The 21,632-nt window shown below is 50.9% G+C and carries 23 protein-coding genes and 1 pseudogene; 9 read left to right on the plus strand and 15 right to left on the minus strand.

What is annotated here, in order from left to right; genetic code table 11:
• Positions 1 to 316 precede the first annotated feature (316 nt).
• The 3 genes from FPT15_RS14945 (at position 317) to FPT15_RS29790 (ending at position 3,838) form a co-directional block, all read left to right on the plus strand.
• Positions 317 to 553 (plus strand): hypothetical protein, encoded by a 237-nt coding sequence (locus FPT15_RS14945; RefSeq protein WP_122677720.1) that lies wholly within the window; start codon positions 317 to 319, stop codon positions 551 to 553.
• A 40-nt stretch (positions 554 to 593) separates the two neighbouring features.
• Positions 594 to 2,057: a YecA family protein gene (locus tag FPT15_RS14950; RefSeq protein ID WP_145162338.1), complete on the plus strand. Its 1,464-nt coding sequence runs from the start codon at positions 594 to 596 to the stop codon at positions 2,055 to 2,057.
• Positions 2,058 to 2,503: 446 nt separating this feature from the next.
• Positions 2,504 to 3,838, plus strand: a complete 1,335-nt coding sequence (locus FPT15_RS29790) for a hypothetical protein (RefSeq protein ID WP_178119697.1) — start codon at positions 2,504 to 2,506, stop codon at positions 3,836 to 3,838.
• A gap of 294 nt (positions 3,839 to 4,132) precedes the next feature.
• Here the strand turns inward: FPT15_RS29790 and FPT15_RS14960 are convergent, their stop codons facing one another.
• On the minus strand, positions 4,133 to 4,930 hold the full coding sequence (locus FPT15_RS14960; protein WP_145162342.1) for an HNH endonuclease: 798 nt from the start codon (positions 4,928 to 4,930) through the stop codon (positions 4,133 to 4,135).
• A 613-nt stretch (positions 4,931 to 5,543) separates the two neighbouring features.
• Positions 5,544 to 6,449 carry a hypothetical protein gene (locus FPT15_RS14965; RefSeq protein ID WP_145162344.1) on the minus strand — a complete coding sequence of 302 codons (906 nt, stop codon included), beginning with the start codon at positions 6,447 to 6,449 and terminating at the stop codon, positions 5,544 to 5,546.
• A gap of 311 nt (positions 6,450 to 6,760) precedes the next feature.
• On the opposite strand from FPT15_RS14965, the gene FPT15_RS14970 reads away from it, so the two are divergent.
• Positions 6,761 to 7,528 carry an NAD-dependent deacylase gene (locus tag FPT15_RS14970; protein WP_145162348.1) on the plus strand — a complete coding sequence of 256 codons (768 nt, stop codon included), beginning with the start codon at positions 6,761 to 6,763 and terminating at the stop codon, positions 7,526 to 7,528.
• A 154-nt stretch (positions 7,529 to 7,682) separates the two neighbouring features.
• On the plus strand, positions 7,683 to 9,059 hold the full coding sequence (locus FPT15_RS14975) for a HEPN domain-containing protein (RefSeq protein WP_145162351.1): 1,377 nt from the start codon (positions 7,683 to 7,685) through the stop codon (positions 9,057 to 9,059).
• A 568-nt stretch (positions 9,060 to 9,627) separates the two neighbouring features.
• On the opposite strand, the gene FPT15_RS14985 is transcribed toward FPT15_RS14975, so the two are convergent.
• From FPT15_RS14985 to FPT15_RS15005, 5 genes are all read right to left on the minus strand, one after another.
• Positions 9,628 to 10,587: a hypothetical protein gene (locus FPT15_RS14985; RefSeq protein ID WP_145162354.1), complete on the minus strand. Its 960-nt coding sequence runs from the start codon at positions 10,585 to 10,587 to the stop codon at positions 9,628 to 9,630.
• A 1,006-nt stretch (positions 10,588 to 11,593) separates the two neighbouring features.
• Positions 11,594 to 11,962 (minus strand): hypothetical protein, encoded by a 369-nt coding sequence (locus FPT15_RS14990; protein WP_038443869.1) that lies wholly within the window; start codon positions 11,960 to 11,962, stop codon positions 11,594 to 11,596.
• A 329-nt stretch (positions 11,963 to 12,291) separates the two neighbouring features.
• Positions 12,292 to 12,696: a hypothetical protein gene (locus FPT15_RS14995; RefSeq protein WP_145162357.1), complete on the minus strand. Its 405-nt coding sequence runs from the start codon at positions 12,694 to 12,696 to the stop codon at positions 12,292 to 12,294.
• Positions 12,697 to 12,825: 129 nt separating this feature from the next.
• Positions 12,826 to 13,158, minus strand: a complete 333-nt coding sequence (locus FPT15_RS15000; RefSeq protein ID WP_145162360.1) for a hypothetical protein — start codon at positions 13,156 to 13,158, stop codon at positions 12,826 to 12,828.
• Positions 13,159 to 13,243: 85 nt separating this feature from the next.
• Positions 13,244 to 13,588, minus strand: a complete 345-nt coding sequence (locus FPT15_RS15005) for a hypothetical protein (protein ID WP_256676461.1) — start codon at positions 13,586 to 13,588, stop codon at positions 13,244 to 13,246.
• 38 nt (positions 13,589 to 13,626) lie between these two features.
• On the opposite strand from FPT15_RS15005, the gene FPT15_RS15010 reads away from it, so the two are divergent.
• The 3 genes from FPT15_RS15010 (at position 13,627) to FPT15_RS15020 (ending at position 16,944) form a co-directional block, all read left to right on the plus strand.
• Positions 13,627 to 14,094 (plus strand): 3'-5' exoribonuclease, encoded by a 468-nt coding sequence (locus FPT15_RS15010; RefSeq protein ID WP_145162713.1) that lies wholly within the window; start codon positions 13,627 to 13,629, stop codon positions 14,092 to 14,094.
• Between the two features lie 49 nt (positions 14,095 to 14,143).
• The gene (locus FPT15_RS15015; protein WP_145162366.1) at positions 14,144 to 15,130 is read left to right on the plus strand and encodes a hypothetical protein; all 987 of its coding nucleotides are present in this window, start codon (positions 14,144 to 14,146) and stop codon (positions 15,128 to 15,130) included.
• A gap of 95 nt (positions 15,131 to 15,225) precedes the next feature.
• Positions 15,226 to 16,944, plus strand: a complete 1,719-nt coding sequence (locus FPT15_RS15020) for an AAA family ATPase (RefSeq protein ID WP_020309465.1) — start codon at positions 15,226 to 15,228, stop codon at positions 16,942 to 16,944.
• 86 nt (positions 16,945 to 17,030) lie between these two features.
• Here FPT15_RS15020 and FPT15_RS15025 read toward each other — a convergent pair whose 3' ends face one another.
• Genes FPT15_RS15025 through FPT15_RS15035 form a run of 3 tightly spaced genes read right to left on the minus strand, consistent with a single transcriptional unit; the run spans position 17,031 to position 18,329 of the window.
• A complete protein-coding gene (locus FPT15_RS15025) occupies positions 17,031 to 17,420 on the minus strand; it encodes a hypothetical protein (RefSeq protein WP_145162369.1) in 390 nt (129 codons plus the stop codon).
• A 2-nt stretch (positions 17,421 to 17,422) separates the two neighbouring features.
• Entirely contained in the window at positions 17,423 to 17,893 is a 471-nt protein-coding gene (locus tag FPT15_RS15030) for a hypothetical protein (RefSeq protein ID WP_017337051.1), read from the minus strand.
• A gap of 40 nt (positions 17,894 to 17,933) precedes the next feature.
• Positions 17,934 to 18,329: a hypothetical protein gene (locus FPT15_RS15035; RefSeq protein ID WP_032861754.1), complete on the minus strand. Its 396-nt coding sequence runs from the start codon at positions 18,327 to 18,329 to the stop codon at positions 17,934 to 17,936.
• A gap of 157 nt (positions 18,330 to 18,486) precedes the next feature.
• Here FPT15_RS15035 and FPT15_RS15040 point away from each other — a divergent pair, with 157 nt between their 5' ends.
• Complete coding sequence (locus FPT15_RS15040) at positions 18,487 to 18,942, plus strand: helix-turn-helix domain-containing protein (protein ID WP_032861752.1); 456 nt, start codon at positions 18,487 to 18,489, stop codon at positions 18,940 to 18,942.
• 44 nt (positions 18,943 to 18,986) lie between these two features.
• On the opposite strand, the gene FPT15_RS15045 is transcribed toward FPT15_RS15040, so the two are convergent.
• The 5 genes and pseudogenes from FPT15_RS15045 to FPT15_RS30035 all read right to left on the minus strand — a co-directional run.
• Positions 18,987 to 20,027 (minus strand): DUF4062 domain-containing protein, encoded by a 1,041-nt coding sequence (locus FPT15_RS15045; protein WP_032861751.1) that lies wholly within the window; start codon positions 20,025 to 20,027, stop codon positions 18,987 to 18,989.
• 89 nt (positions 20,028 to 20,116) lie between these two features.
• Positions 20,117 to 20,647, minus strand: a complete 531-nt coding sequence (locus FPT15_RS15050; RefSeq protein ID WP_306099027.1) for an SH3 domain-containing protein — start codon at positions 20,645 to 20,647, stop codon at positions 20,117 to 20,119.
• 53 nt (positions 20,648 to 20,700) lie between these two features.
• A complete protein-coding gene (locus FPT15_RS15055) occupies positions 20,701 to 21,177 on the minus strand; it encodes a hypothetical protein (RefSeq protein WP_145162372.1) in 477 nt (158 codons plus the stop codon).
• The gene (locus tag FPT15_RS15060; RefSeq protein WP_145162375.1) at positions 21,174 to 21,383 is read right to left on the minus strand and encodes a hypothetical protein; all 210 of its coding nucleotides are present in this window, start codon (positions 21,381 to 21,383) and stop codon (positions 21,174 to 21,176) included. The genes FPT15_RS15055 and FPT15_RS15060 overlap by 4 nt, the downstream gene beginning before the upstream one ends.
• A 46-nt stretch (positions 21,384 to 21,429) precedes the next feature.
• Positions 21,430 to 21,606: pseudogene (locus tag FPT15_RS30035) on the minus strand (NAD-dependent dehydratase); the annotation flags it as partial.
• Positions 21,607 to 21,632 lie beyond the last annotated feature (26 nt).

The following is a 21,632-nucleotide window of genomic DNA, read 5'->3' on the forward strand; positions in this document are numbered from 1 at the left end:
TTAGCCAAGTTCCAGTGCGAGACGCCGTACCCTGGCTGGCTATGGCGCTACTACCTTCGCCGGAACAAGGATCTCATCGAGGCCTACTGGCGCGTCTACAACTTCGAGGTGGCAGAAGACTCCCTTGCCGTTTATCTGCAGCAGCACATGCCAAGGTTTATCGGCGCCATACCCAGGCGATGTCGTTCATCGCCGAGTGGTTGACGCTTCAGCACGTCAGCGGCCACATTCGAAGCTGTCACCTACGCTACACCCGAAATTGGCCGGTAAGCGTGAGATCGCAGCACGTCAGCGGTCACTCGAGATCGAGACGTAGGTGACTTGGCAAAACAAAGGGGTCGAAATGAACGTACAGCTAGAACTTATGAATAAAAACATATCCATGCTCCAGGCAGAAATAAAATACCTGCAAATTAAAATCCAAGAATCCAGACACGCAGGTGACCAGGAAAAGCATAGCCAACTTTTAGAGCAGCAAAACAATGCAGCCTACTACCTCGAATATGCAACAGAGACGAAGGCCAAGATAATTATGAATATCCATAAAAGCTAGCAACTCACAACCGCTAATATTGGCAGAAAGGATATGCAGATTGTTAAAGCCAATCAACAAGGAAGCAAGTGTAAATGAAAGCGAGAAGATTCTTGCCACGATTGCTTCAAATACATTTTTTAGCCTGTGGTGCTACCCCAGCCTGTATCGGTCGTTAGGAAAAGGAAAAGAGCTTACCGACCTCACCGTGTACTTCAATAACACGGTTATACTATTTTCCGACAAGGGGCACGTTAAGTTCCAAGAGCAGAATGACCCCAAACTTGCTTGGAGCCGATGGTACAGAGCCGCAGTCAAGGAATCTGCAAAACAACTGCATGGAGCAGAAAGTTGCATTAGGAATCACCCGGACAAGATCTTCCTCAATAGTAAACTTGATGAGCCATTCCCTTTTGACTTGAGTAGGACTGATCTCAAAATACACCTGATAGCGGTAACCCGAGGAATAGGTAAACATGCCAAGCAGCATTTCGACGCCATAAGGCCCGGCAGCCGTGGTTCGCTCGGCTACCTTTATGGAGCGAATGAAGAACAGTTGCTCGATAAACCGTTCTTCGTCGGCGATGTAGACATAAGCAAAACCTTCGTTCACGTGCTAGATGAAGGGGGTATAAAACTTCTCCTAGAAGAGCTTTGCACACCTGCAGACTTCATCCGATACCTCGAGGTTAAAGAGGATGCAATCCGCAACAAAGACCTCCTGATCAGCGCTGGAGAAGAGGAAACACTTGCATGCTATCTTCAAGAGAATGGTGGCAACGGGTTCGGAAAAATTACCAACCCACCTCAAAACAATGGCAATTTCCTAATGATACCCGAAGGAGAATGGAATCATTACAGGAAAACGGTAATATATGCCTTGAGGTATCAACAAAGAAAAGAAGCAAAGCTATGGAATGAAATCATTTCCCGCTTCGCGGACGGGATTGTGGATGCACAGGTAGGTGAAGCAAGTGACTTACCGTTCATAACGCATGCAAATGCTGTGCAGGTGTTGGCGTCGGAAAACCTTCTGTCGAGTAGCCTCCTTGCAACTACCCTATTTGACAAATTCCATACAGTCCCCAGCGGAACACGCTCAGCACGAACGACTTACTCTCTCTGTAATCCAGGCCGAGTGTACGTCTTCGTATTTTTCCCGTGGAGTCATAGATTCAACTCCTATGATGAATATAGACAGGAGCGAACTGCCTACATGCAGCTATACGCATGTGTAGCGCGGTACAAGTTCCAGAAAGCAAAAGAAATCGTAGTTCTTGGAGCCGACACCAAAGGCCATCAAGGGGGCTCTGAGACAATTTTTGCTATAGATGCATCTGTTCCGCTTACTGGCGATGAGCGAACGACTGCTCAACAAATCATGAAAACCTACAACATACTAGACAACATTTCTCAGAGAGCAATACCAGGGAACGGGGCGGCCAAGAAAGTTAGCCGAAATGCTCCGTGCCCGTGTGGCTCTAATAAGAAGTATAAGAAATGCTGCTTCAACCCAGAGCCATAACTTTTTTGTGGATGGGTGAGAGTTCCTCCAGTAGGCGGAAACCATCGCACAACGGAGAGTTATGGGCTCGCCCCCTGCTAGGGGGCAGCTGTCGTGAACCGCAACCTGGCTGCACCAGGTTACGGCCCTATCGGGCTTCCATCTTCTCGCCTTTGGCCCATCGTGGGCCGGCGCGCTCCGCTTGCGGTTGTGCCTGATACCCGAGCAACTCTCCAAGACACTCCTCGCGAAGCCAACCTGATGCGCCCCTCCCGTAGGCTATTGCAGAGTGAATTTGACTGACCTATGATCCGGCCAGGCGGTGATGGTCGCCTGGCGCCTGTTTCGCGAAGCAATAGCCCATCGTAGATATATCCCTCGTTTTACATCGGCATGTCCCTAACTAGACGCTGCCCGGTGAACAGGCAATCGGTAACCAAAGCGTCGATAGTTTTGGTGGCACAGCCATGTCTGATTTTTCCCTTCTCAGCATTTTCAAATCGCTAGCCAAGCAGCATGCCCGCAAATATGGCATGAAGCTTTCCGCTGCCCAAGAAGCGCTTGCGCGTCAGGCAGGGTTCGAGGAGTACCACGAGCTCATTGTCGTCGCCCAGCGAAGCCCCACGGATCCGCGCTTGATGCTCGCCGCCTTCGGCGTGCGTGACTTCAAGGACGCGATCCACGAGGACGAAGTGTTCTCCGAGCTGGATCAAAAGCTGAGAAATCAGCTGTCCGGTGCGATTGCGGAGACAAACGCAAGCAAATTCACGATAGACGCTTTGACGGTCGACACCACTGAATACGCCGATTCAACCGGAATGCTCATCCTAGGAGTTACGCTTCCCTACAAGGGCCAGCAGGATCAAGAGCGAGTGTATCAAAGTGCGGCGCGCTTCCTTACTGCCACGGTCAAATTGCTTCGTCGCGAAGGTAAGTGGTTGCTTGCTGAGGATGGCGTGCCCAGAAGCTCAATTTCCTTTTCCCCATACCGCTTAGAGGATTACGACATGGCAAGACCAAAAGCGATCATGCGCTACCTGACATTAGGTAAGTTCAAATATCTCCTAGAAGACAAAGGCATCTACGTAAGTGCTGCGTGCGATCAATTGGACTTACTAGAGGGTGATTATGATCACACGTTTCTTACCAAACACCTGAAAAGCCAAGCTAGCCAAGATCAAGAGCTGATGTCGAAAGTTGATGAGATGATGCTTGGAAGCAAAGAGGTAGGACGCAAAAGCACCTATTTGAGTTGCTGGTACAACTCTGGGGAAGAGTCTTTCGAAATGTGGGAGAACTATGGCGAAGGAGGTGTTGCGATCTTTAGCAGCGACTATGCTCTAGAGCTTTCCTTGCCACGCCCACTGAATCAAGCCGCCGAATTCTATACGCTCACTTATGACGACCAGCTCAAGCCGCAAGCGAGCCAACAGCCGTTCCGTGTAAAAAATGAGAGCTATAAACATGAGAATGAGTACAGACTGGAATTCAATCTCTTAAAGTATTCGGTTTTGACGGGGTTTGAGGCTCGTAACGAAGTACGTGTTGGCGGAGTTTTGTCTCACGAGAGCGACGAGATTACCTCGTGCATGTCCCCAGAGTCACTAGCTCGTAGCCACGACGTGATTCGTCGCAAGGGTAAGGGCTATGTTCTTGCCTATCCACTCGAAAAAATCATTCATGAAGTGCGCCTGCACCCTAGCGCTACAGATGTAGAATTAGAGGAGGTTCGAGCCTCCATAAAAGCCAGCGGTATCAACTGCACTGTCAGGCACTCTGTGCTGCGCAAGATTGCCCACTAGGGAAACTGAGCTGTGTCGCTACCCCCGGTTGCCAACTGCACGTGCAAGGGATATTGGGCGCGAATGGCTTCAGCGGGGGGCGTTGCAGGTTTGCTTCACTGGTTGATCGCTGCCAGCAAGTAGCACCAGCTGGCTCAAGGGCGATTCTTTGTCACGTCGTTAACTTACACGCCTCCTAAGGGCGCACTCATTGCAAACCGTTTTGTTACCACCCGGGAACGCACGCTGGAATCAATATGCAAGCTCGAATTTAGACACTAGGGCGCTAGGTAGAAGGCGCCGCAGCGATGTCCATTAAGGCGCGTAAGTGCCGAGAGCGTTGACTCTGTCGACCTGCGGGGCGTAGTAATCAAGCCAAGTTGTGGAGCCAGCAGTCAAAAAAGCTTTCGTGGTTCCAGGCTTCAGCTGAGTGAGGTTGGAAAACTCTTTGAATAGCCGCTTGGTTTCGATGGACGCTTCGCCAGCCGACACGCCTGGTACATACATAAGCATGAAAAATGTCAATGGGCCGAACATTATCACCCTTAATGTAAATGTTTCGTACTGATTAGGCCCATAGGAGATTCTCATTAAAAATGGATTCACCACGCCGGATCCGTTTGCAAGATCATCAAACACTTTGTATTGGCCATTTAGTTCTTCAGTGGTTACTGGAGCTGCTAGAGTTGCCAGCACTGCAAAATCTATCTTTTGAGGTGATGGAGAACCATTCAAAATATAAGGTATGAATTTTTCAAATAAATGGACGTGGCCTTGGTCAGTGCGAGTTGAATTGAAGGATATCTTCAAAAGCCAGCGTACTAACCTGTCATAATCATATGAAAGCTCGGCGCGGCGCTGGATGTAATTCTGGGTCAAGAACCCATTGGCGATAAGAAATTCTTTTCCGTAAGCGTCAAGGCTGGATAGCACTCCGCCGTTGCATTTTTCACAGACATCTTTCACTTGGTGCTCTCCGCCAACCATTTTGTTAGCGACTTCATTCCAGCCAATCACTTTAGCTTGCAGCTCTTTCTGAAAGCGATATATAAACGCTGGAATTACATGCTCACGAGTTGCTGGAGCGTCTTTTTTACAGTATGCGCAGATCATGCCTGGTTCCTTCCATATTGGTGTCCTTCGTAGCGGATCTTCGCAGAAATGTGTTAACAGATTCAACTCAGCACTGTCTGGGGCTGACATATTTTTCGGGAACGAGGCTTGCTGCTAGGCAACCTGTGCCCGCGAATATATTTATGGACAAGGTTTGCATTTGAGGTTTTGGGTCAAGGCGACATTGGCAATCGAGGTGCCAGCCTGCGCGCACTCGGCGATGACGTGGGTTTTTTATAGGGACGGCGTTCTTGTGGCATGGGCGTCCGCTTAAAAAGGCTAGAAATGGCGTCCAATCAAATTTAGACGGACACCATCGCCTTAAGCGATGACCTCAGGAAGGTGTGTTCCCCGGACGGTTACCATCCTCAGGCCTTTGGCCCAAAGGGCCGGCGCGCTCCGCTTGCGGTCATGACCTATAGGCGTCAAGCGTTAGTCATCATCGTCATCCTGACTACCATGGTGCGAGGTACATCCACAGTCTTCAACGGCACCGCCATAGAAATCGTCTTCGCCATCTTCCACCTCCCACATGCTGGTGGTGCAATAACAATGTTGGCACTGATAGTGATACGTTGACATATAGATTGATTCCTAGCTGGCAATGGCTGAGTTAGTCGTTGTTGTGCGAGTAGTCGTCGAAATAATCCTCTTCATAGTAAGGATCGTATTGGGCGAATACCGCTGATACGGCTTGGGCATCCCGCTCACTCAACCCAAGGCTCGAGTTCAACGCTATTTTCTGCCTGGCTGCGGACTCATGATTATCGTAGGTGTATTGGGTAGCTTGCCCATCACGACTGCCTTCCTGAACGAGCATCAGCCTGAAAATGTGCCGCTCGTTTGGAAGCTCGGTGCAGTAGTAGCAATGTTTTCTCGGCAAGACCTTTCCGGTCAGCTCACGCAAAAACAAGCTTGTAACGCACTCATTTTTGGGAGTCATGGATTGCTCATGCAGAGAGTGGAAGGCGAGGGTTTCCGGCTCACCTGGATCGCCTGCGCGAAGCAGGTAACGTGGACTTAGCCACCAGAGCCAAATAGTGACCTCTCCGTCCGCTATCGTGACCTGAACAGGGGGAAGCGCTGTGGAATGCTTTCTTCGTATGGGGAGATTGAAGGCTGGCCAGTCTTCCATAGGCTCGGCTGGGTCTAGCAACGAAAACTTTGAAGTCGCGCCTGAAAACCGATGTTCTCCACCGCTGGCGATCCTTTGAGCTAGTTTTTCGGCGACTTGCACCATGTTCCAGGCGTTGCTGCGATCATGGATCAAGTGGTAGGAGGTAGCACGCCCCGGCGCGCAAACAACAGCAAAACCGAGACCAGAGTCTCCCCAATCATTACTGGACGAGTCAGGTAATTTCGGTGCTTTGACACTCATCACGTTCCAGTCACGGAACCCACAGGCACGCGATATAGCTGTCAGCCATTTCCCGAGCGGTACGGTATTGAAGATGTGAGCGTGAGAATGTTTTACGTAGTGCGCTAATTCTTTTGCTTCGGCAACACTGAGAGCAGGCATACCTTTCTCCATGATGAGCACATGTAAGAACGGGGCCTCCCCTTGCCATTCAGTGCTCAGTTAGGAGCGCAGCAAAGAATTGTTCAACAGAGATTTACCGTGCCCAAGATGGGCGGGAGGGGATGGTTCTCTAGACCTTGCGTGGATGCTACCCATCGTTGAGTGCTTTCGCAATATTATATTTGCAGTGGTTAAAATGGGAGAGCGTCCGAATGGCTCAGGAAATGAGCGGCCTCCGGCCAGTTCGAATTCTGCTGCAGGTCTAAGCCGCTCGAGCGATGATCAACTGCCGAATCTCAAGGAATTAGTTTGTGACTATCAGTTCACTCGCTGAGCGATTGCGTGAGGCTCAGCATGTCGTTGTGTTCACGGGCGCAGGGGCGTCAGCGGAGAGTGGCATCCCGACCTTCCGTGATGCGCTTAGTGGACTGTGGGAGCGGTTTGATCCTGCGCAGCTTGCGACTCCTGAGGCATTTCGTGCAGACCCGAGCCTGTGTTGGGGATGGTACGAGTGGCGCCGGCTGAAGGTTATCCAGGCGCAGCCAAACGGGGCACATCTCGCTATCGCCGAGCTTACCAAGTATGTGCCCAAGCTCACTGTGGTCACCCAAAATGTTGATGACCTACACGAGCGAGCTGGCAGCCAGGATGTGATTCATCTACATGGAAGCCTGCACTCTCCTAGGTGCATCGATTGCGGGCTTGCGTTTACGTTGCCCCTCACGACTGAAGCCCTGCCTGAGGATGGAAGTCGTATTGAGCCGCCGCGATGCAGTGTATGTAATGGGTATGTCCGACCAGGCGTTGTGTGGTTTGGCGAGATGCTGCCTGAAGACGCATGGAGCGCAGGTCTAGCTGCCGCCAAGGAATGCGATGTCTTCCTTTCGATTGGTACGTCTGGGGTCGTTTACCCGGCTGCTGAGCTACCGCTACGTGCTTTGGGTCACGAGGCAACTGTCGTTCACATCAATCCTGTGCGCTTCGACATCAGCAGTCAGGAGCACTTTCTCCAGGGCCCAGCCTCGGACACGATGCAGAGCCTACTTCGCGAGGCCTTCGGCAGCCATCCGGTCTCGTAGTTAGAGGCTATTATGTTAGATCCGCTGGACTTGCCTCTCAGTAAGTTACGGCTGCCGCAAATCCAACTCCCAGCAGAAATCTCAAACCCACGTCCAACGTTCATGCTCAGTCATTGCCTCAACGCACCGCTAATAGGCTCCCAGGAGTAAACTGATGCGCGTCTCTGAACCCACTGTAAAAAATGGATTCTTCTTTACTCCCACCGAACCTGATAAACGCTATCCAGGAATTCTTAAGATCCTGGATGGTGGACGAATTGAACTCCATCTAACGTCAGATGAAAACGCGTTCGTATCATTCGATGAGATGTTTATCGGTCGTCTAATAGGGAAAATCGAAGGTGGGTACACCACTCTCGAAGACTGCTCCTATGAAACCATGAATTTGTCGCTCGGCGGCGGTGCCGCTACATCTCTGATCACCGCTCGGATCGCCTACATCGGGATGGGAATGCCTGAAGAGTGCCAGTTCGACCAGTTTGAGTTTGCGGTGGATGAGCTGAGCGAATGGTATGGGAAATCAGCCTTCAGACCGATCCTGGGGATGAAACCCTCTGACTGCGTAATCGACTTTGGCATGCCGTCGACTGTCACATGCCACCTGCAGGAGGGTGTCATACTTGAGATCGGGATGAAGGCTACCTTCCCAGGTAAGGTCAAATACCCAGTTACCGAGCTTCGACAACAAGCGTGCCTTACCATCAAAGCCGACTCCAGCAAGTCGCTATCCTTCTTCGTCTCTCTCTCGCACAAGATCACCCGCTTCCTAGCTCTATGCATTGGGCACCCCGTCGCGATCCATTCGCTCCGCGTGAGCTCTCAAGAAGAAGGAGAGAAGATTCCTCGGTGGCAGGACGTCTACTTCCAGAGTCTGAACAATGGGACGACCGCCAAGAAAAAGCGCGCTCGTGCGATGCTTCTTCCTTACTCGCAAATTGCCGAGCAGTTCAGCGCAATGCTTCAAGCATGGCTGGACGAATACGACACGCTGATGCCAGCTCTTCATCATTATTTCGCCGTCCAGGATGAAGGCTTGGCCTATAACGATACAAAGTTTCTGGCCATCGCCCAGGCGCTTGAAGCCTTTCATCGCAGGACGCTACCAGGGTATAGGTGGTCGAAAGCGGAGTTCAGCAAAAAGCTTGCAGGCATCGTAGAAGCAGTGCCCGAGGCTGAGCGGGAATGGGTCAAGCAACGCCTATGCTTCGCGAATGAGCTGACACTAGGTGAGCGGCTGACCGCATTGCTTGAGCCCTTCGTTGAAGTATTTGGAGGCAAGGCGACCGTCGAATTAATGGTAAAGGACACCAAAAACACCAGAAACTATCACGCCCACTACGATAAAAAAGGTGAGAAGAAGGCTTTGAAGGGAGCGGCATTGGTAGCATTGGTGCTTCGGCTTCAAGTTCTGTTTACGCTTTGCCTGCTCGGACGCCTTGGCATGCCCCCAGAGCTAGCTATAAACCTGGTCAAGCAGCCAAATCTCGCCCGTCTCCTAGGTAATGCAAAACACATCCTGGCTGAGGATTAATACATGCCCAGGAGCGCAGGTTTGGAAGCTGCACGTATCCGATGTGCTCCTTTCGATTCGTACGTTCGGGATTGTTGACACGGCTGCAAAGCTTTAATGGGCATCTGTCGTTCTCATCATTCCTGTGCGGTTTGATATCAGCAGTCAGGAGCACTTTCTCGAAGGCACTGCCTCGGTAATGATGCAAAGCCTACTTCGCGAGAGCGAAGGCGACCTTCGTGCCTAGTAGTTCGAGGGAGGTTCACATTGCCTCTGCTTTGGGCTTGCCCCTTCGGGGTGCGGCTGGCGTGAACCAAACCCTGACTGCGCCAGGTTTTGGCCCTCCGGGCACTCATCCTCAAGCCTTTGGCCCATCGTGGGCCGGAGCGCTCCGCTGGCGCTTACAAGAAATCAGTAATGGTATGGTGGAAGGTGCGGAGTCATTTCACCCACTAACCAATGAGGTCATGCTTTGCGGGGGCATTTGCAAAAAATAAAAAGCCCGAGCGAAGGCTCGGGCTCTTGTGGGAGGCAACCAAACTAATCAAACCAGCTCTTTGACCATTTTCATCTGCAACTCCTATAGAAGTTAATTAGTAATGACTATTATATAGCCTTGCCCCGGCAAAAGCAAGTCGCCATTTTTTGCCATCACCCAGCGCTTGATGCCGAGACCATCAACTGTTGGTTTGATTTCGTCCAAAACTTTGCTGCCGGTTCCAGAAAAATAAATGTTACATCCAACAGATTCAATTCCAATAGTGAGCCCGGATATGTAACGTCCGAAACCAGAAACATAATATGGCTCTTTTTCTATATCTTGAGTGTATTCTGTCACTCGTTCAAGCACAACAGAATTAGTTTCCTTAAACCCTGAAACTTTCGAATATACATCGTATGAAATATTCATCTGTCTTAAATCAGGTCTACCCTTGACCGGGGCAGTAGCAGCCGCAACATCAACGGCTTCCTGATTCAAAAATAACGAGAGCAAACGGTAATTGCTATCACTGACCTTCTGAAAAATATCAGGCGTTCGCCCTGGAGACACCACGACATTCATCTTTGTTTTTATAGTGATTTTGGCGTTTATTTTAGACACCATCTCAATCTTAAAAATCACTTCCATATTTTCAAAATGGTAATCCAACTCATTATCAAAAAAAGTTTCTACTATTTTATCCGTAGCTTGGGCGGTCATCCCTGGCAAACACTTCACAAACATGGAGCTAGTGAGAATCTTCCATTTCTTTACATTTTCTTCATGATCAACTGCAAAGTGTGGGCTATAAAAAACGTCATGAATATTCTTTTGAAAAATCTCTGAAAATTGCGACGATTTTAAAACCGCTGCAAAAACACCTGCCCCTATGATCGCAGTGGAAAAATCTTTGAGAATTTTTGCGGTTCCATTCCACGTGTACGGTAAAGAATCTATCCAATCTGCAAAAACTGAAGCGAAAATCAAAAGCAAAGTACCCAAGAGCAAAAAGACCAAGGGTAGATTTGATTTAAATGGTGAGAAAAAGCCTTCAAGAAATTTAAACACTACATCCCCAATACTAAGCTTGATATTTGTCGAACGTCTTTAGTTGATTGATCTGAAGCGCACTATACGGCGCGCATCAACGGCGCCTTATCGCTTGCGCCTCTACACAAAGCCCGGAGCTGATGATAGGTGAAAACTTGAAAGCGATGCTTAGCCATTACCCACAGGCGTTTAGCTCAATTCCCTCGACTCCATCAGCTTCGGCCATATAATAGACCTCAGCGCTTGCGCAGCCTAGATGTACAGCGAATTATCGGGCATGAGTACCTTGCTCAGATTTCTTTTCACGATCTCGTCCTTTCGCCATCGCTATCCCTAGCATCCCCTGCAAGGATGATAGATACAGCCTCAGCCAATCGGCCCGCATTCTGATGGCCGCTTTGCAGGATGGACGCCAAAGCTTCTCCAGGTTGGCAGATTGCCAAAAATAGAGGGTTGGCTCCGTACACAAATCCGTAACCGGGGTAATGGCATAACTAAGGCCTGAGCGCCACATTGCTCGTAGCCAAGCGATGTGTTTTAGCATCACTCATTCGACGACAAGCAATTTTGAACACAACCTCTTCTCTCGCCGTGCTCGTGGTCTACGCTCAGCAACGGCGCTGTGGATTTTCGAGATGCCTGCGACACAAGAAATGTTCATGGTTGAGCCATCTTTCACCGTGTAGGTAACCAAGGATGACAGCATGACCGATAGACGACCTTTGAATCCAAATGTAACAGTTCCGAAGCCGGGAGGTGGCGTCCAGCCTCGCTCTCGGAATCAAGATGGCCAAGTCCGCGATAAGCGTGATGACGCGGGAAAGCCTAGGAAGAAATAGTCAACCGCGATGAATCGCAGGTTACTCGCGAAAGGGAGTGACCTGTCTCAACTCGGTAGGTGATCGACTCATACCTGAATCCATCGGCAAATGAGGCTTCTCCTGGTTTATCGATGACCTCCTCTGACTTGCGCGCTCCATCCAACTGACTGAGATCATTAGATGGCCTATTGCAGGTGGCAGTCTCAGTTCGTCGCGGTGGTCGTACCAGGAGCGGGGCCTTCGCTGAACGTGTAGTTGATGACCACATCATTGCGGATCAAGACGTCGAGAGTTTTCTGAGTGCCTGTAGTCGTCACCTTCATGGTGACCACGTAGCTTTGAGCATGGGCTGAGCCATTGGTGTAGGTGTAGATCCACTTTTCGTCAGTCTCGCTGACTGCGCTCTTGGCGTAGGGCTCACCAAACAGGGACTTCAACTCAGTAGTCGTCGTTTTGCCTTTGGTGATGCTCGCTACACTGGCCGACGGAAAGTCTCGTCCTGCGGTGTAGTGGGACGTAGCGCAACCGCCAAGTGCGACACAGATTCCCATTACTGCGATGAGCTTTTTCATATCCTTCCTTGATCGTAGAAAGCTCCAAATCTAGCTGGCATCAAGGCCAAAAGCCATCGCCATCTTGATCATCTGCGCTTGTGCTCGTCGGCAGAGCACTACGCATAAAGATAATGCTCTTATCCAAGGTGACCGCAGAGAAAGCCCAGATTATTGAGATCTTCAGGAGCCTCGGTTGGAGCCGGATTGAGCCGCCGCGATAACGGCTATTTTCGGCCTAGGCTCATCCACGCCTCGCCGCAGGATCCACCTGTTCCGGATGGGAACAGGCCATAGAAGGCCGTCATCCCTATCGTCTGGCTCATTGAGGGCTTCATCATTGGAGTGCTTTACCATCGAACCGGACTTGCTATTGATACGCGGCGAATGGTGCGTCTCCAAGCAATAGGTGAGAGTAGAAGCACCGCAATAAGAAACGCCACCTGCGACAGATAGAACGACTCCAGCCACTGCTGTTTCAGTGCGACGTAATAGGTGTTATGGGCTACGTCAGCCAAAATAATTGCTGCGGTGAGGACTATTCCCATCCGTGGCTTTTTGAAAAGGAGCAGTACCGCCAGCGGGTCAAAAATAGTCAGTGCCGCCCAGAACACGCGGCTAGCCCAGTAGGCGCTGTCACCGTAGCCGTAGTCCCAGAACAACCCATGCTGAAAGTCTGCTCGGATGTGATTGGCGGTCGCGATCAAAAGGCAAAAGGCAAACAAAGCTCGGATGGCGAATGACAACCTTGGCATAGCTTGGCCTGCTCTGGTGAAGTGATCCTATGATAGCGGGATCAACCAACGTGGACATTAATGCTTAATGGCGAAGGTGCGTTCGCCAGACGCTCGTCAACGTTCTACCTCATAAGCCAGCAGTCCTTTCTAGATCGACTTAACCGAGACCACCTCCACATATTTGTACTTCTTCCTTGCAGACTTCACAGCCTCTTGCTCAGCCAGCAACGAGCTCAACGTGTCGGCGTCGTGGATGAGTTCGTACATCTCCCCCTCGTATTCGTTTCCAACCCGAAGCGTGACCCTGAGCCTAGGCGTAAAGGCTTTCGCCGTTTTCTTCTTGGCTGCCGGGGGAGGCAGTGGCGTCGTGATCACCTCTTCTGTCACAGGCTGTGGCGTTGGAGGCGCAGGAACCTCTTCGGGCTCAGCCGAGCCAAACAATGCACGACGCATTTCTTCTTCAGTTAAATCAGCGTTCATAAAACATCTCAATGGAGCGGAAATTAGCTCAATAAACTCTAGTAGGATGGCTGCGTTACGGAGCCCTTTCGAGCATGAATGGACATCAAATACCTAGGTCGATTTCGAGACAGGAGCCTCTCCATGCTCGAGAAAGCTTTTCTTTCGGCGGTCGCGTAATGAGCCCATCCGCTAGGTCACTGGCGTGACGAGCGTACAACGTCACGATGCCCGGAACAGGTGCTTGCCCCGGCACGAACGCCCCGACAAGCTCTTGGGCGATTTTCAGTATATTCAGGACTTCCAGGCTCAAATTATCGGTGGTCAGGTGCTCAACGACTGGCTTGGGCGGAGGAGCGGCGCGACTCCACATATCTACAACCACCTGAAGCAGTCCATCTGAACCAAGATGTTCGAGTGCCATTTTCCATAGCTGACCTTCCTGCGCCATATCCAGGCGAGCCCTAGCCATTGCGGAGTTCTAACAACATTAGGCTTTTTCTTGATAGCGAGTTTACCAATCTATCAGCAGCAGCGAAGCTGATATCACTCGCATTGGTGGCTGAGGACGGGCGCGAATTCTACGTCGAATTGCTCGATACTTGGCAAGAAGAAGACTGCAGTGATTTCGTAAAGGAAATCGTGCTTCCGCAGCTGTGGGGTGGGAGCTATGCGCTGTCCATTTTTGAAGCCAGGATGTCGCTGCTCAGGTTTCTGACGTCGTTCAAAAAGGAGGTCGAGATCGTCACGGATGCTCCCCAGTACGACTGGGAGCTTTTTTGCGATCTGGTCTATGACGGCGGGCGATGGCCCGGAATCGTTCGTAATTTTCCTACTGACGCAACGACGCTCGCACCGACCACCGAGGGTGAGGAACTGCCTCACCACGCACTGCTCGACGCCAGGATTATTGCCGGCATGTTTGTGCCAATGTACCGAGGGAACGGGTTATCCTGATCAGAGCACGGATCAACCATTTGGATTGGGCTGAAGAGTGGGGCGAAGGATGAAATGGAAAGCGCGCACGACAGAGCAAGTCGCGGAGCTAATCTGCGGGGACAACACAGAAGGCTATTTCCGCTACCTCACCGGCCCCAACCTGACTCGGTTCTTCAGGGACGCCGACACAGATTTCGTCCATGACGGCTCAACGCGCCGATTCTGGGTTGCGGATGTCCTTCAAAAAATCCTGGATTTTCCAAGCTCAAATCCGTTGATGCCACCAGGTGCCATGCTCCGTGTGATTCGCCTTCTCATGGATAATGAAGATGCCTTCAACGAGAAGCCGCCCCGCTTGAACGCGCTCATGGCACTAAACGGAGCGATCAAGCGCGAGGGCTTTGAGGCATTCTTTGCAGATGACGACCAGGGCTATCTGCGTCACTGCCGCACCGGCGCAATAGGAAATGAATCCGCGAGCCCCCACCGTCCTCTTTCTGCCGCCGAAATGGAGAAGAAAAATCAGCTGATCTTGTACCTTGATCAGTGCTCAGAGGACGATCTGATTGAGCATGTCCTGCTTCCTTTGTTCAGGCAGTTAGGATTCGCTCGGATCACATCTACAGGGCACAAAGACAAAGCCTTGGAGTATGGGAAAGACATCTGGATGAAGTTCACGCTTCCCACCCAGCACGTCATCTACTTTGGCATCCAAGTGAAGAAGGGAAAACTAGATTCTTCCGGAGTGACGAAGGGAGGACAGGCCAACGTCGCCGAGATCCATAACCAGGTGCTGATGATGTTGGGCCACGAAATCTTTGATTCAGAGCTCAGCAAACGTGTCTTGGTCGATCACGCTTACATCGTCGCGGGTGGAGAAATCACCAAGGCTGCTAGAAACTGGATCGGTGGCAAGCTCGATCAATCCAAGCGGAGTCAGATCCTCTTCATGGACAGGGAGGACATCGTCAATCTGTTCGTAGTGTCGCCTCTGGCTGTGCCCCAGGCAGCTAAGAGAGCATCTGTCCAGTTCGATGATCCAATACCATTCTAGCGCTCTACCAACAACGCCGCGCGCCATCCTTACTGCCATTTTCAAAATTTCTTTCGCGTCGCCACACCTAAACTCAAGCTTAAGGACAATGCTTTATGAGAATTAACAAATTGTTGCTGGAACGCTACAAAAAGGTTGTGAGAGCCGAAATTTCATTGGGATCAGTAAATGTCCTTGTGGGTGGCAACAATGCGGGCAAAAGTAGCGTTCTTCAAGGCATCCATTTCGCTATTGGTGCAGCAGTTGCGTCCCGCCAGCAAGGGCAGAAAACTTTCTCGACTGAGCTGTTGCACTACAATCCCACACCGGACTTTAGTGTATTGAGAAATGGATCTCCTTACCTCAATCATACAGGGGCAGGAGAGAGCAATTTAACACTTTATTCTAGCGTCGATATTCATGGCGACGACGGAGTGCATGCAGAAGAAGCAATACACTATAACATAAAGATTAGCAAGGGAAGGAATCACGGTAATATAGCTTGCAATAGGGAAGGTGACTATGAACGAATAGGGAATTTAGTAACGAGCGCTACGGATCTCTATAGTGTTTATGTTCCTGGGCTAGCTGGTATCTCACAATATGAAGAGCTTCGAGCTCGAGCGATTGTAAGGCGGGGCGTAGCGAGCGGTGATGCGAATTTGTACCTGCGTAACATTATTTATTATATTCATATTGCCGGCGAGCTAAATACCCTAAATCAACGGCTTGCCACCATCTTTCCGGATACATTGATCGAGGTTGAGTTTGACGAGCAGCGTGATCACAGGATCAAAGTTTTTGCAGCGCATAATGGCACGCGAAACCTAATAGAACTTTGTGGAACCGGACTTTTGCAAGTTCTACAAATTTATTCCTATATAACCTACTTCAATCCGAAACTTCTATTGCTCGATGAACCTGATTCTCATCTTCATCCAAATAATCAAATAGCGCTCTGCAACGCCATTTCCTACATAGCCGAGAGCACTGGGACACAAGTTCTTCTGTCTACTCATAGCCGTCATATGATGGATGCATTAGCAGATGATGCTCATTTTGTGTGGATGAGGAACGGTGAGATCCAAGAGCAAGGAAGCAATCTCGACCGCTTACCCATGCTTCTTGACTTAGGAGCACTTGATGACTTTGATCGACTGAGAAATAACGAAATTGATCTGATTGTACTAACAGAAGATCGAAAAACACGATACCTGGAGAGGCTGCTCGAACTTAACGGCTTCAACATGGGGAGGACATTAATCTACAGCTACAAAACCTCGTCAAATTTAGAGTCTGCTTCATTATTCACTGATTTTCTGAAAAACGTGTCTCCAGGTATTCAGGTTATGATCCACAGAGATAGGGACTTCATGACCGATGAGGAGTCTGCAGGTATTGAAGGTCGGATTAATCAAGAACAGGCGATTCCATTCATCACAGCGGGCAGCGATATCGAGTCATATTTTATTCTGCCAGACTTCCTCGCCTCTATGGCTGGAATTGAAGATCCGAATGAGGTTGTCACTTGGCTTGATGAGGTGGCCTTCCATCATCATATGGACATCCAACATCAGTTTACACGTAAGCGGGACGAAATTTTTGAGCGCATCCACAAACGAAATCGAGACGCAGCCCCTGATACACGGGAATTAATGGGAGTAGCCATGCCTCTTCCTAGTGATAAGCGCAAGGGAAAGTTTATGATCAAAAGAGTCAGAGACGGCTTCAGGGCAAGATTTGGAATTTCCTATGATGAAAATTTCCAAGGCTTTGTTCCTGCATGTGCGACGTTACAGAGAATCGCGGGAGGAATCTGGCCTGCAGCAGCTTAAAAATTGCAGGAGGAGCGTAAGTAACTGCTCCTCCTTTCAGTTTACTTGATACTTATATCCAAACTTACATATGACCTGCGCCGCAGTCATTGGAGGCGATCAGGCGTTGGCAGATACCTGTCTCCCGCTATGCGCGTGAACTCACGCAGACTACGCCGTCCGACATCACGCCTGAACGTCGCAATGACGTACTTCGAGTTGACCGTATTGATCACCCAAAACCTGCCTTCCTTCGTTACGGACTGAATGTCGGATGTCCGAATCAGCCGACCATCTGCAAATCGTTGGTACGGCCCAGGGCAAATGTGACCGAACACCACACCAACAGCACTGCACGCATGAATATGGACATTCACCAGGTAGGCCGTGACCAGCCCGTCGTAGTCTTGATTCACTGCTTTGGCGATGCGAAGAAGGTCGAAGTCCGAGTAGCGCTTTTCGTGTAAATCGACTGCGACGGTATTGATGTCGTCCATAGCTACAGAGCCTCCGACGCTGAGGCTACGCCGGTGGTTGCAGCACTGCGCCGATATAGCTCCCTGACCCCAACCAAGGCATCGACATCGAGGTCGCGCTGATGGGTATTGACGTACACATCACCACTCTCGACGTGCAGAACACAGATCGGCACTTCTGCCTGGTTGAACCCCATGGAAAGCGATTTCAGCTTTTCCATCTTCCAGCCTGACCCTTTGTTCATCCATGCCGGGGTAACGACCTGGACATCTTGAATGACCATGCTCTCGTCTTGGGAGACCAGCAGCTCCACCAAGCGAGGCTCATCGTTCAGCATCTCTTCATAAGCTACGAACCGTCCCTCATGCCGGCGCTTGAGACTGACGTGATACCAATGAGTAACCAAGGATCGCGACATGGCGTGGAAGTGAGCGAGACCGTCCCCGAACATACCCACCGGGCCGGCCTGGTCTTGCATGCTAATCCTGAACATCGTGCATCTCGTGTGGAGCAGGCCTGCTTAGCGCCTGCGATTAACATAAGCCGAATATTGTCTTGAGCGATGCGGTCATCTCGCGCCCTTTGCCTACCAAGGCGTACACCGTATTCCGGGTCTCGAACAGGCAAACGCCGTCGAACGACTTACACAGGGTCGAGCGTACCCAGCCCCCTGGAGGGAACCGGCCCTGGCTGTCGTAGGTCACGCAATGGGAATAAAGGAACATTGTCTGCAGGCCTATGGCGCGCACCTTGGCGAGCGATTCAGGAGGCTCGTCCACATGAAAGATCAGCCAATCCTCGACCAAACAGTACGGTTTCCGACCGAAACGATCCGACACCAATGCCTCTATTTCGGCTTGAGGTAGCTCTGTTCCAAAGGACGATATCTCACCCTCGCGGAGCAACTCATGCTCCGAAGAATTACCCATAAATTGATGATCCTCATGGTGCAAACCCAAAAATCAGGCTCTGCGAACACGTAAAATACCGGGCAACAAGCCAGGAATCCCATTGATATGATTATATGCATTTGTGTGGGATCTATCAAACGCGTCATACCGTCTCTTTTTTGGAGAGGTAGGTTGGATGTCCCTGCGGAAGGCTTATGCGGCGACGCTACAGTGGCTGAGGATTCGAAATGGCTTATCGCAAGCAGACCTCCAGCATCAAGCTGACCAGGCTCACATAAGCCGCTTGGAGGCTGCGACGACGACACCGACTATTGATCTGAGTGCGGATCTGGCGCATGCGCTGGGCCTAACGCCTTTGTCGCTGCTCACTCTGGTGGCCGCAGCCGATGAGGGGAAGACAGCACGCTCTGTCTTGAATGAATCGATGATAGAACTCATGCGGTTAGGAGTTCTTGATGAAGCGCTGCCTGCCGAGCCGCAGAAGATCACCACACCACAGAGAATCGCAGCCGCAGAAAGGCTCGAGGCAGTACGCAAACTAAAGGCAGAAGGTCTTTCTCAGGCAGAGGTCTGCCGGCAACTGGAATTACCCAGAAGCACTGTTGGGCGCCTGTGGCACGTTGACGATTAAAAGTCCCCCTTGGCTCAAAATGACAGAGGCACGGGTGTCACTGATCAATAAGCCAAACTTCTGGCCATTCTTACGATGCTTTCCTGTATCCATTGCTCCACGATGGGCCGTGTGGCAGGGATGAAAAGTCGTGACTCACTAACGATCTTTTCACGGCGCATAGGCATCGAATAGCTGCTGGGGGCAGTCGCTGGCGGCTCCTCTATCTTCGCCATGTCTAAATTCTTCAAGGTAATGCGATACCATCCGCTGTTGAATCCGGACACCTCGAAGCAGGACATAATTAGCTTTGATAGGTTGGTCGGAGACACGAAATAGAGACCAGCCGTACGCCCCTCGACTGGCACACTTGCGTCAGTTTCCAAAAGGACGAGCCCGTCGTCAAAAACGCGCCAAGACGTATCTCCGGACTTCAGTCCTGTGAACAACTTGTCATCCCAGTCTTCGTAACCTTGCTTGAACTTCGCCAAGCCCAGGTTATGGAAGCTATGGAAAATCTCATCACGGCGTAGGGCCGCTCCGTGCACAGCGTGCTGCTCAACGGGCTGTGGCAGAAATGCGAACTCAAGCTGTGGCGCATAGGAGTGACCGCCGTAGGAGCGAGAGCTTGATGCCTCTGTAATGCGCTCGTGAAAGGCTTTCTCAGAAATTGCGCTTTTGGATTTCTCCATTCTACTCAGGCCCTGGACAATAGCTTTCAACAGCTCTTGGGGGTCTGAGAATGAGGCTCTGAAAAAACCTTGTTTGTAGTCAGACACCTCGTTGACGAACACGGCCTGCTTCGCGTCAAAGTCAGTCTGCTGGATGAAGACCAGAATCGGTTTACGCTTGCTCACTGCCTGGTGGAATTCTTGCTGCGTAACCGAGAGACCTGGCTGAGGTTCATAGCCGTAGTTAGCGCCAAGAATCAGGATATAAACGTCGCACTGATCGACCTCTGTCAGGCAGGCGTGCTCCGAGGAATAGGTTCGCGCTCCGAAGTGCTCGCTCATGACCGGCTTCATGTCCAGTGTCTCCACCGCGTCTTTGGCGGCGGCTCTGAACTGCTCGAAACCTCTTACTACGGAGCTTATGAACACCTTCATCAGTGCATCCTCTGAACGCTGGCATATGTGTCCTTTTGGACTGTAACTAGGTGTGATCGTTGCAGATTGTCTCAATGGTGAACAGCAGATCAGACACCGTATCGTTTGTTACCGCCAGAGGTAATGCAATATCGACCACCGCGAGGCCCGATACACACGTTCCCAGAGGAACAAGGGCAGGATGAACCGTAAGCTGGGGCCTGTTGACGAGCAGGCTGTTTCGGCTGAATCGCTGGTCTTAGCCTCAAAACGACGTAGCAGTCTGAGCCGCTACACAGGCTTTTGGACGAAAGCCACTTTGAAGGTTGACCATCAATGCTGATGCGCGCCCAATCCTTTCGGGTCTCAAAAACTTGAACCTTCTCCCCGCGCTTCAGTTTTGAGATGACCTTTCCGCCTGGTTGATCCCGGACATTGAGGTTATCAGCGCTCACGAACTGCTCAGTTGCGGAGGTCGGCGTGGGTGGGGATGGAGACGTCGGCGTGGTTGATACTAGCGTGCTCAGAGCGCTCGGCTCTACCGGGGTTTGAGGCGTGTCTTTTTTCCCCATTGCCCACAGGACGGCAAAAAGAATCAGGAGCGGGATAAACCACGACTGGGACTTTTTGCGCATATCCATTGCTCCCGCTTAAAACGCAATACGCCGGCTGCCATGCAGATCTGTCCTTCGGACTACTGCGAGCTTAGCCAAGCTTCCATTTTTTGCAGCTTGTCGGGATCTAAAAGTTTGGGCCTTCCCGAATTTAGGATCTCAAAAAGCCGCTGCTTCGTTTCGGAAGAGGGAAACCAATCAGCGACCTCGACGTTGCAGTGCTTAGAATCACTTAGCACCCATTTCATCACCATGTCAGCTGCAGCTCTGTAGTGATCCGCCATGAACAGCCTTTTGCCGTCTTCTGACCAGCCTCGCATCGCAAGCTTGTCGGTTACGTCGATGACTCCAGCGCCTCCAAAGAAATCGGTCGTATCTGGATAATGAATACCTGCCAAGGACACTTTCGCTACGCCCGAATCGCGGTCGAAGTAGGACAGGAAATGCCATCCGCCAGTGATGCTTCCAGGGTGCGGAAAGTTGATCGCAGCCTTGCCAGTGATGTAATGCGTGCGGGAAACGCGTTTGAGATCAAAATCGAAAAGCGGCTGGGTCATGGGAGTTTTTTGAGCCGGGCCAGCCCCTGTTTGATATGGCCAGCGTTCTCACCAATTGTGTAAAGCGTGCCACGAACGTTGTCGCCAACTTCCGCATGTCCTTGGGCTTCCACCTGGAGGGTTAGCTCCATGAGAGCAGCCTCAAGGGCGAGCTGATTTTGGTACATCCCTTCCAGCACATCTGATAGCGAGTATTCACTTGCCATTTTCCTTCTCCCTGAAATCATCTGAGCATATGTGTTCTGGGACGACCTAGGGTATCAAGCGCATCTTCCGTAGTTTGCCCCAACACAAAAAAAATGGTTGATCGCTCGCTTGGTAGGCGGTTGAGCCCATTGCACGGCTTTTTGACATATCCGTCACGACTTCGATTGGTCGAGTAAGGTCTGCATCGGTATTCGTTGAGGATATCAAGCAATCCACAGGCGAATTGCTGCCTAGCCGGATTGGCCAGA

The organism is Pseudomonas sp. RGB, from assembly GCF_007713445.1.
Taxonomy (GTDB): domain Bacteria; phylum Pseudomonadota; class Gammaproteobacteria; order Pseudomonadales; family Pseudomonadaceae; genus Aquipseudomonas.

Coding starts and splice junctions, on each gene's coding strand:
- FPT15_RS14965 (WP_145162344.1), bottom strand. CDS start 6,449: ATGCCTGCTCTCAGTGTTGCCGAAGCAAAAGAATTAGCGCACTACGTA.
- FPT15_RS15025 (WP_145162369.1), bottom strand. CDS start 17,420: ATGGACGACATCAATACCGTCGCAGTCGATTTACACGAAAAGCGCTAC.
- FPT15_RS15050 (WP_306099027.1), bottom strand. CDS start 20,647: ATGGATATGCGCAAAAAGTCCCAGTCGTGGTTTATCCCGCTCCTGATT.
- FPT15_RS15015 (WP_145162366.1), top strand. CDS start 14,144: ATGAAATGGAAAGCGCGCACGACAGAGCAAGTCGCGGAGCTAATCTGC.
- FPT15_RS15030 (WP_017337051.1), bottom strand. CDS start 17,893: ATGTTCAGGATTAGCATGCAAGACCAGGCCGGCCCGGTGGGTATGTTC.
- FPT15_RS15020 (WP_020309465.1), top strand. CDS start 15,226: ATGAGAATTAACAAATTGTTGCTGGAACGCTACAAAAAGGTTGTGAGA.
- FPT15_RS14990 (WP_038443869.1), bottom strand. CDS start 11,962: ATGAAAAAGCTCATCGCAGTAATGGGAATCTGTGTCGCACTTGGCGGT.
- FPT15_RS14975 (WP_145162351.1), top strand. CDS start 7,683: ATGCGCGTCTCTGAACCCACTGTAAAAAATGGATTCTTCTTTACTCCC.
- FPT15_RS15035 (WP_032861754.1), bottom strand. CDS start 18,329: ATGGGTAATTCTTCGGAGCATGAGTTGCTCCGCGAGGGTGAGATATCG.
- FPT15_RS14995 (WP_145162357.1), bottom strand. CDS start 12,696: ATGCCAAGGTTGTCATTCGCCATCCGAGCTTTGTTTGCCTTTTGCCTT.
- FPT15_RS15055 (WP_145162372.1), bottom strand. CDS start 21,177: ATGACCCAGCCGCTTTTCGATTTTGATCTCAAACGCGTTTCCCGCACG.
- FPT15_RS15045 (WP_032861751.1), bottom strand. CDS start 20,027: ATGAAGGTGTTCATAAGCTCCGTAGTAAGAGGTTTCGAGCAGTTCAGA.
- FPT15_RS15040 (WP_032861752.1), top strand. CDS start 18,487: ATGTCCCTGCGGAAGGCTTATGCGGCGACGCTACAGTGGCTGAGGATT.
- FPT15_RS29790 (WP_178119697.1), top strand. CDS start 2,504: ATGTCTGATTTTTCCCTTCTCAGCATTTTCAAATCGCTAGCCAAGCAG.
- FPT15_RS15000 (WP_145162360.1), bottom strand. CDS start 13,158: ATGAACGCTGATTTAACTGAAGAAGAAATGCGTCGTGCATTGTTTGGC.
- FPT15_RS15005 (WP_256676461.1), bottom strand. CDS start 13,588: ATGGCGCAGGAAGGTCAGCTATGGAAAATGGCACTCGAACATCTTGGT.
- FPT15_RS15060 (WP_145162375.1), bottom strand. CDS start 21,383: ATGGCAAGTGAATACTCGCTATCAGATGTGCTGGAAGGGATGTACCAA.
- FPT15_RS14960 (WP_145162342.1), bottom strand. CDS start 4,930: ATGATCTGCGCATACTGTAAAAAAGACGCTCCAGCAACTCGTGAGCAT.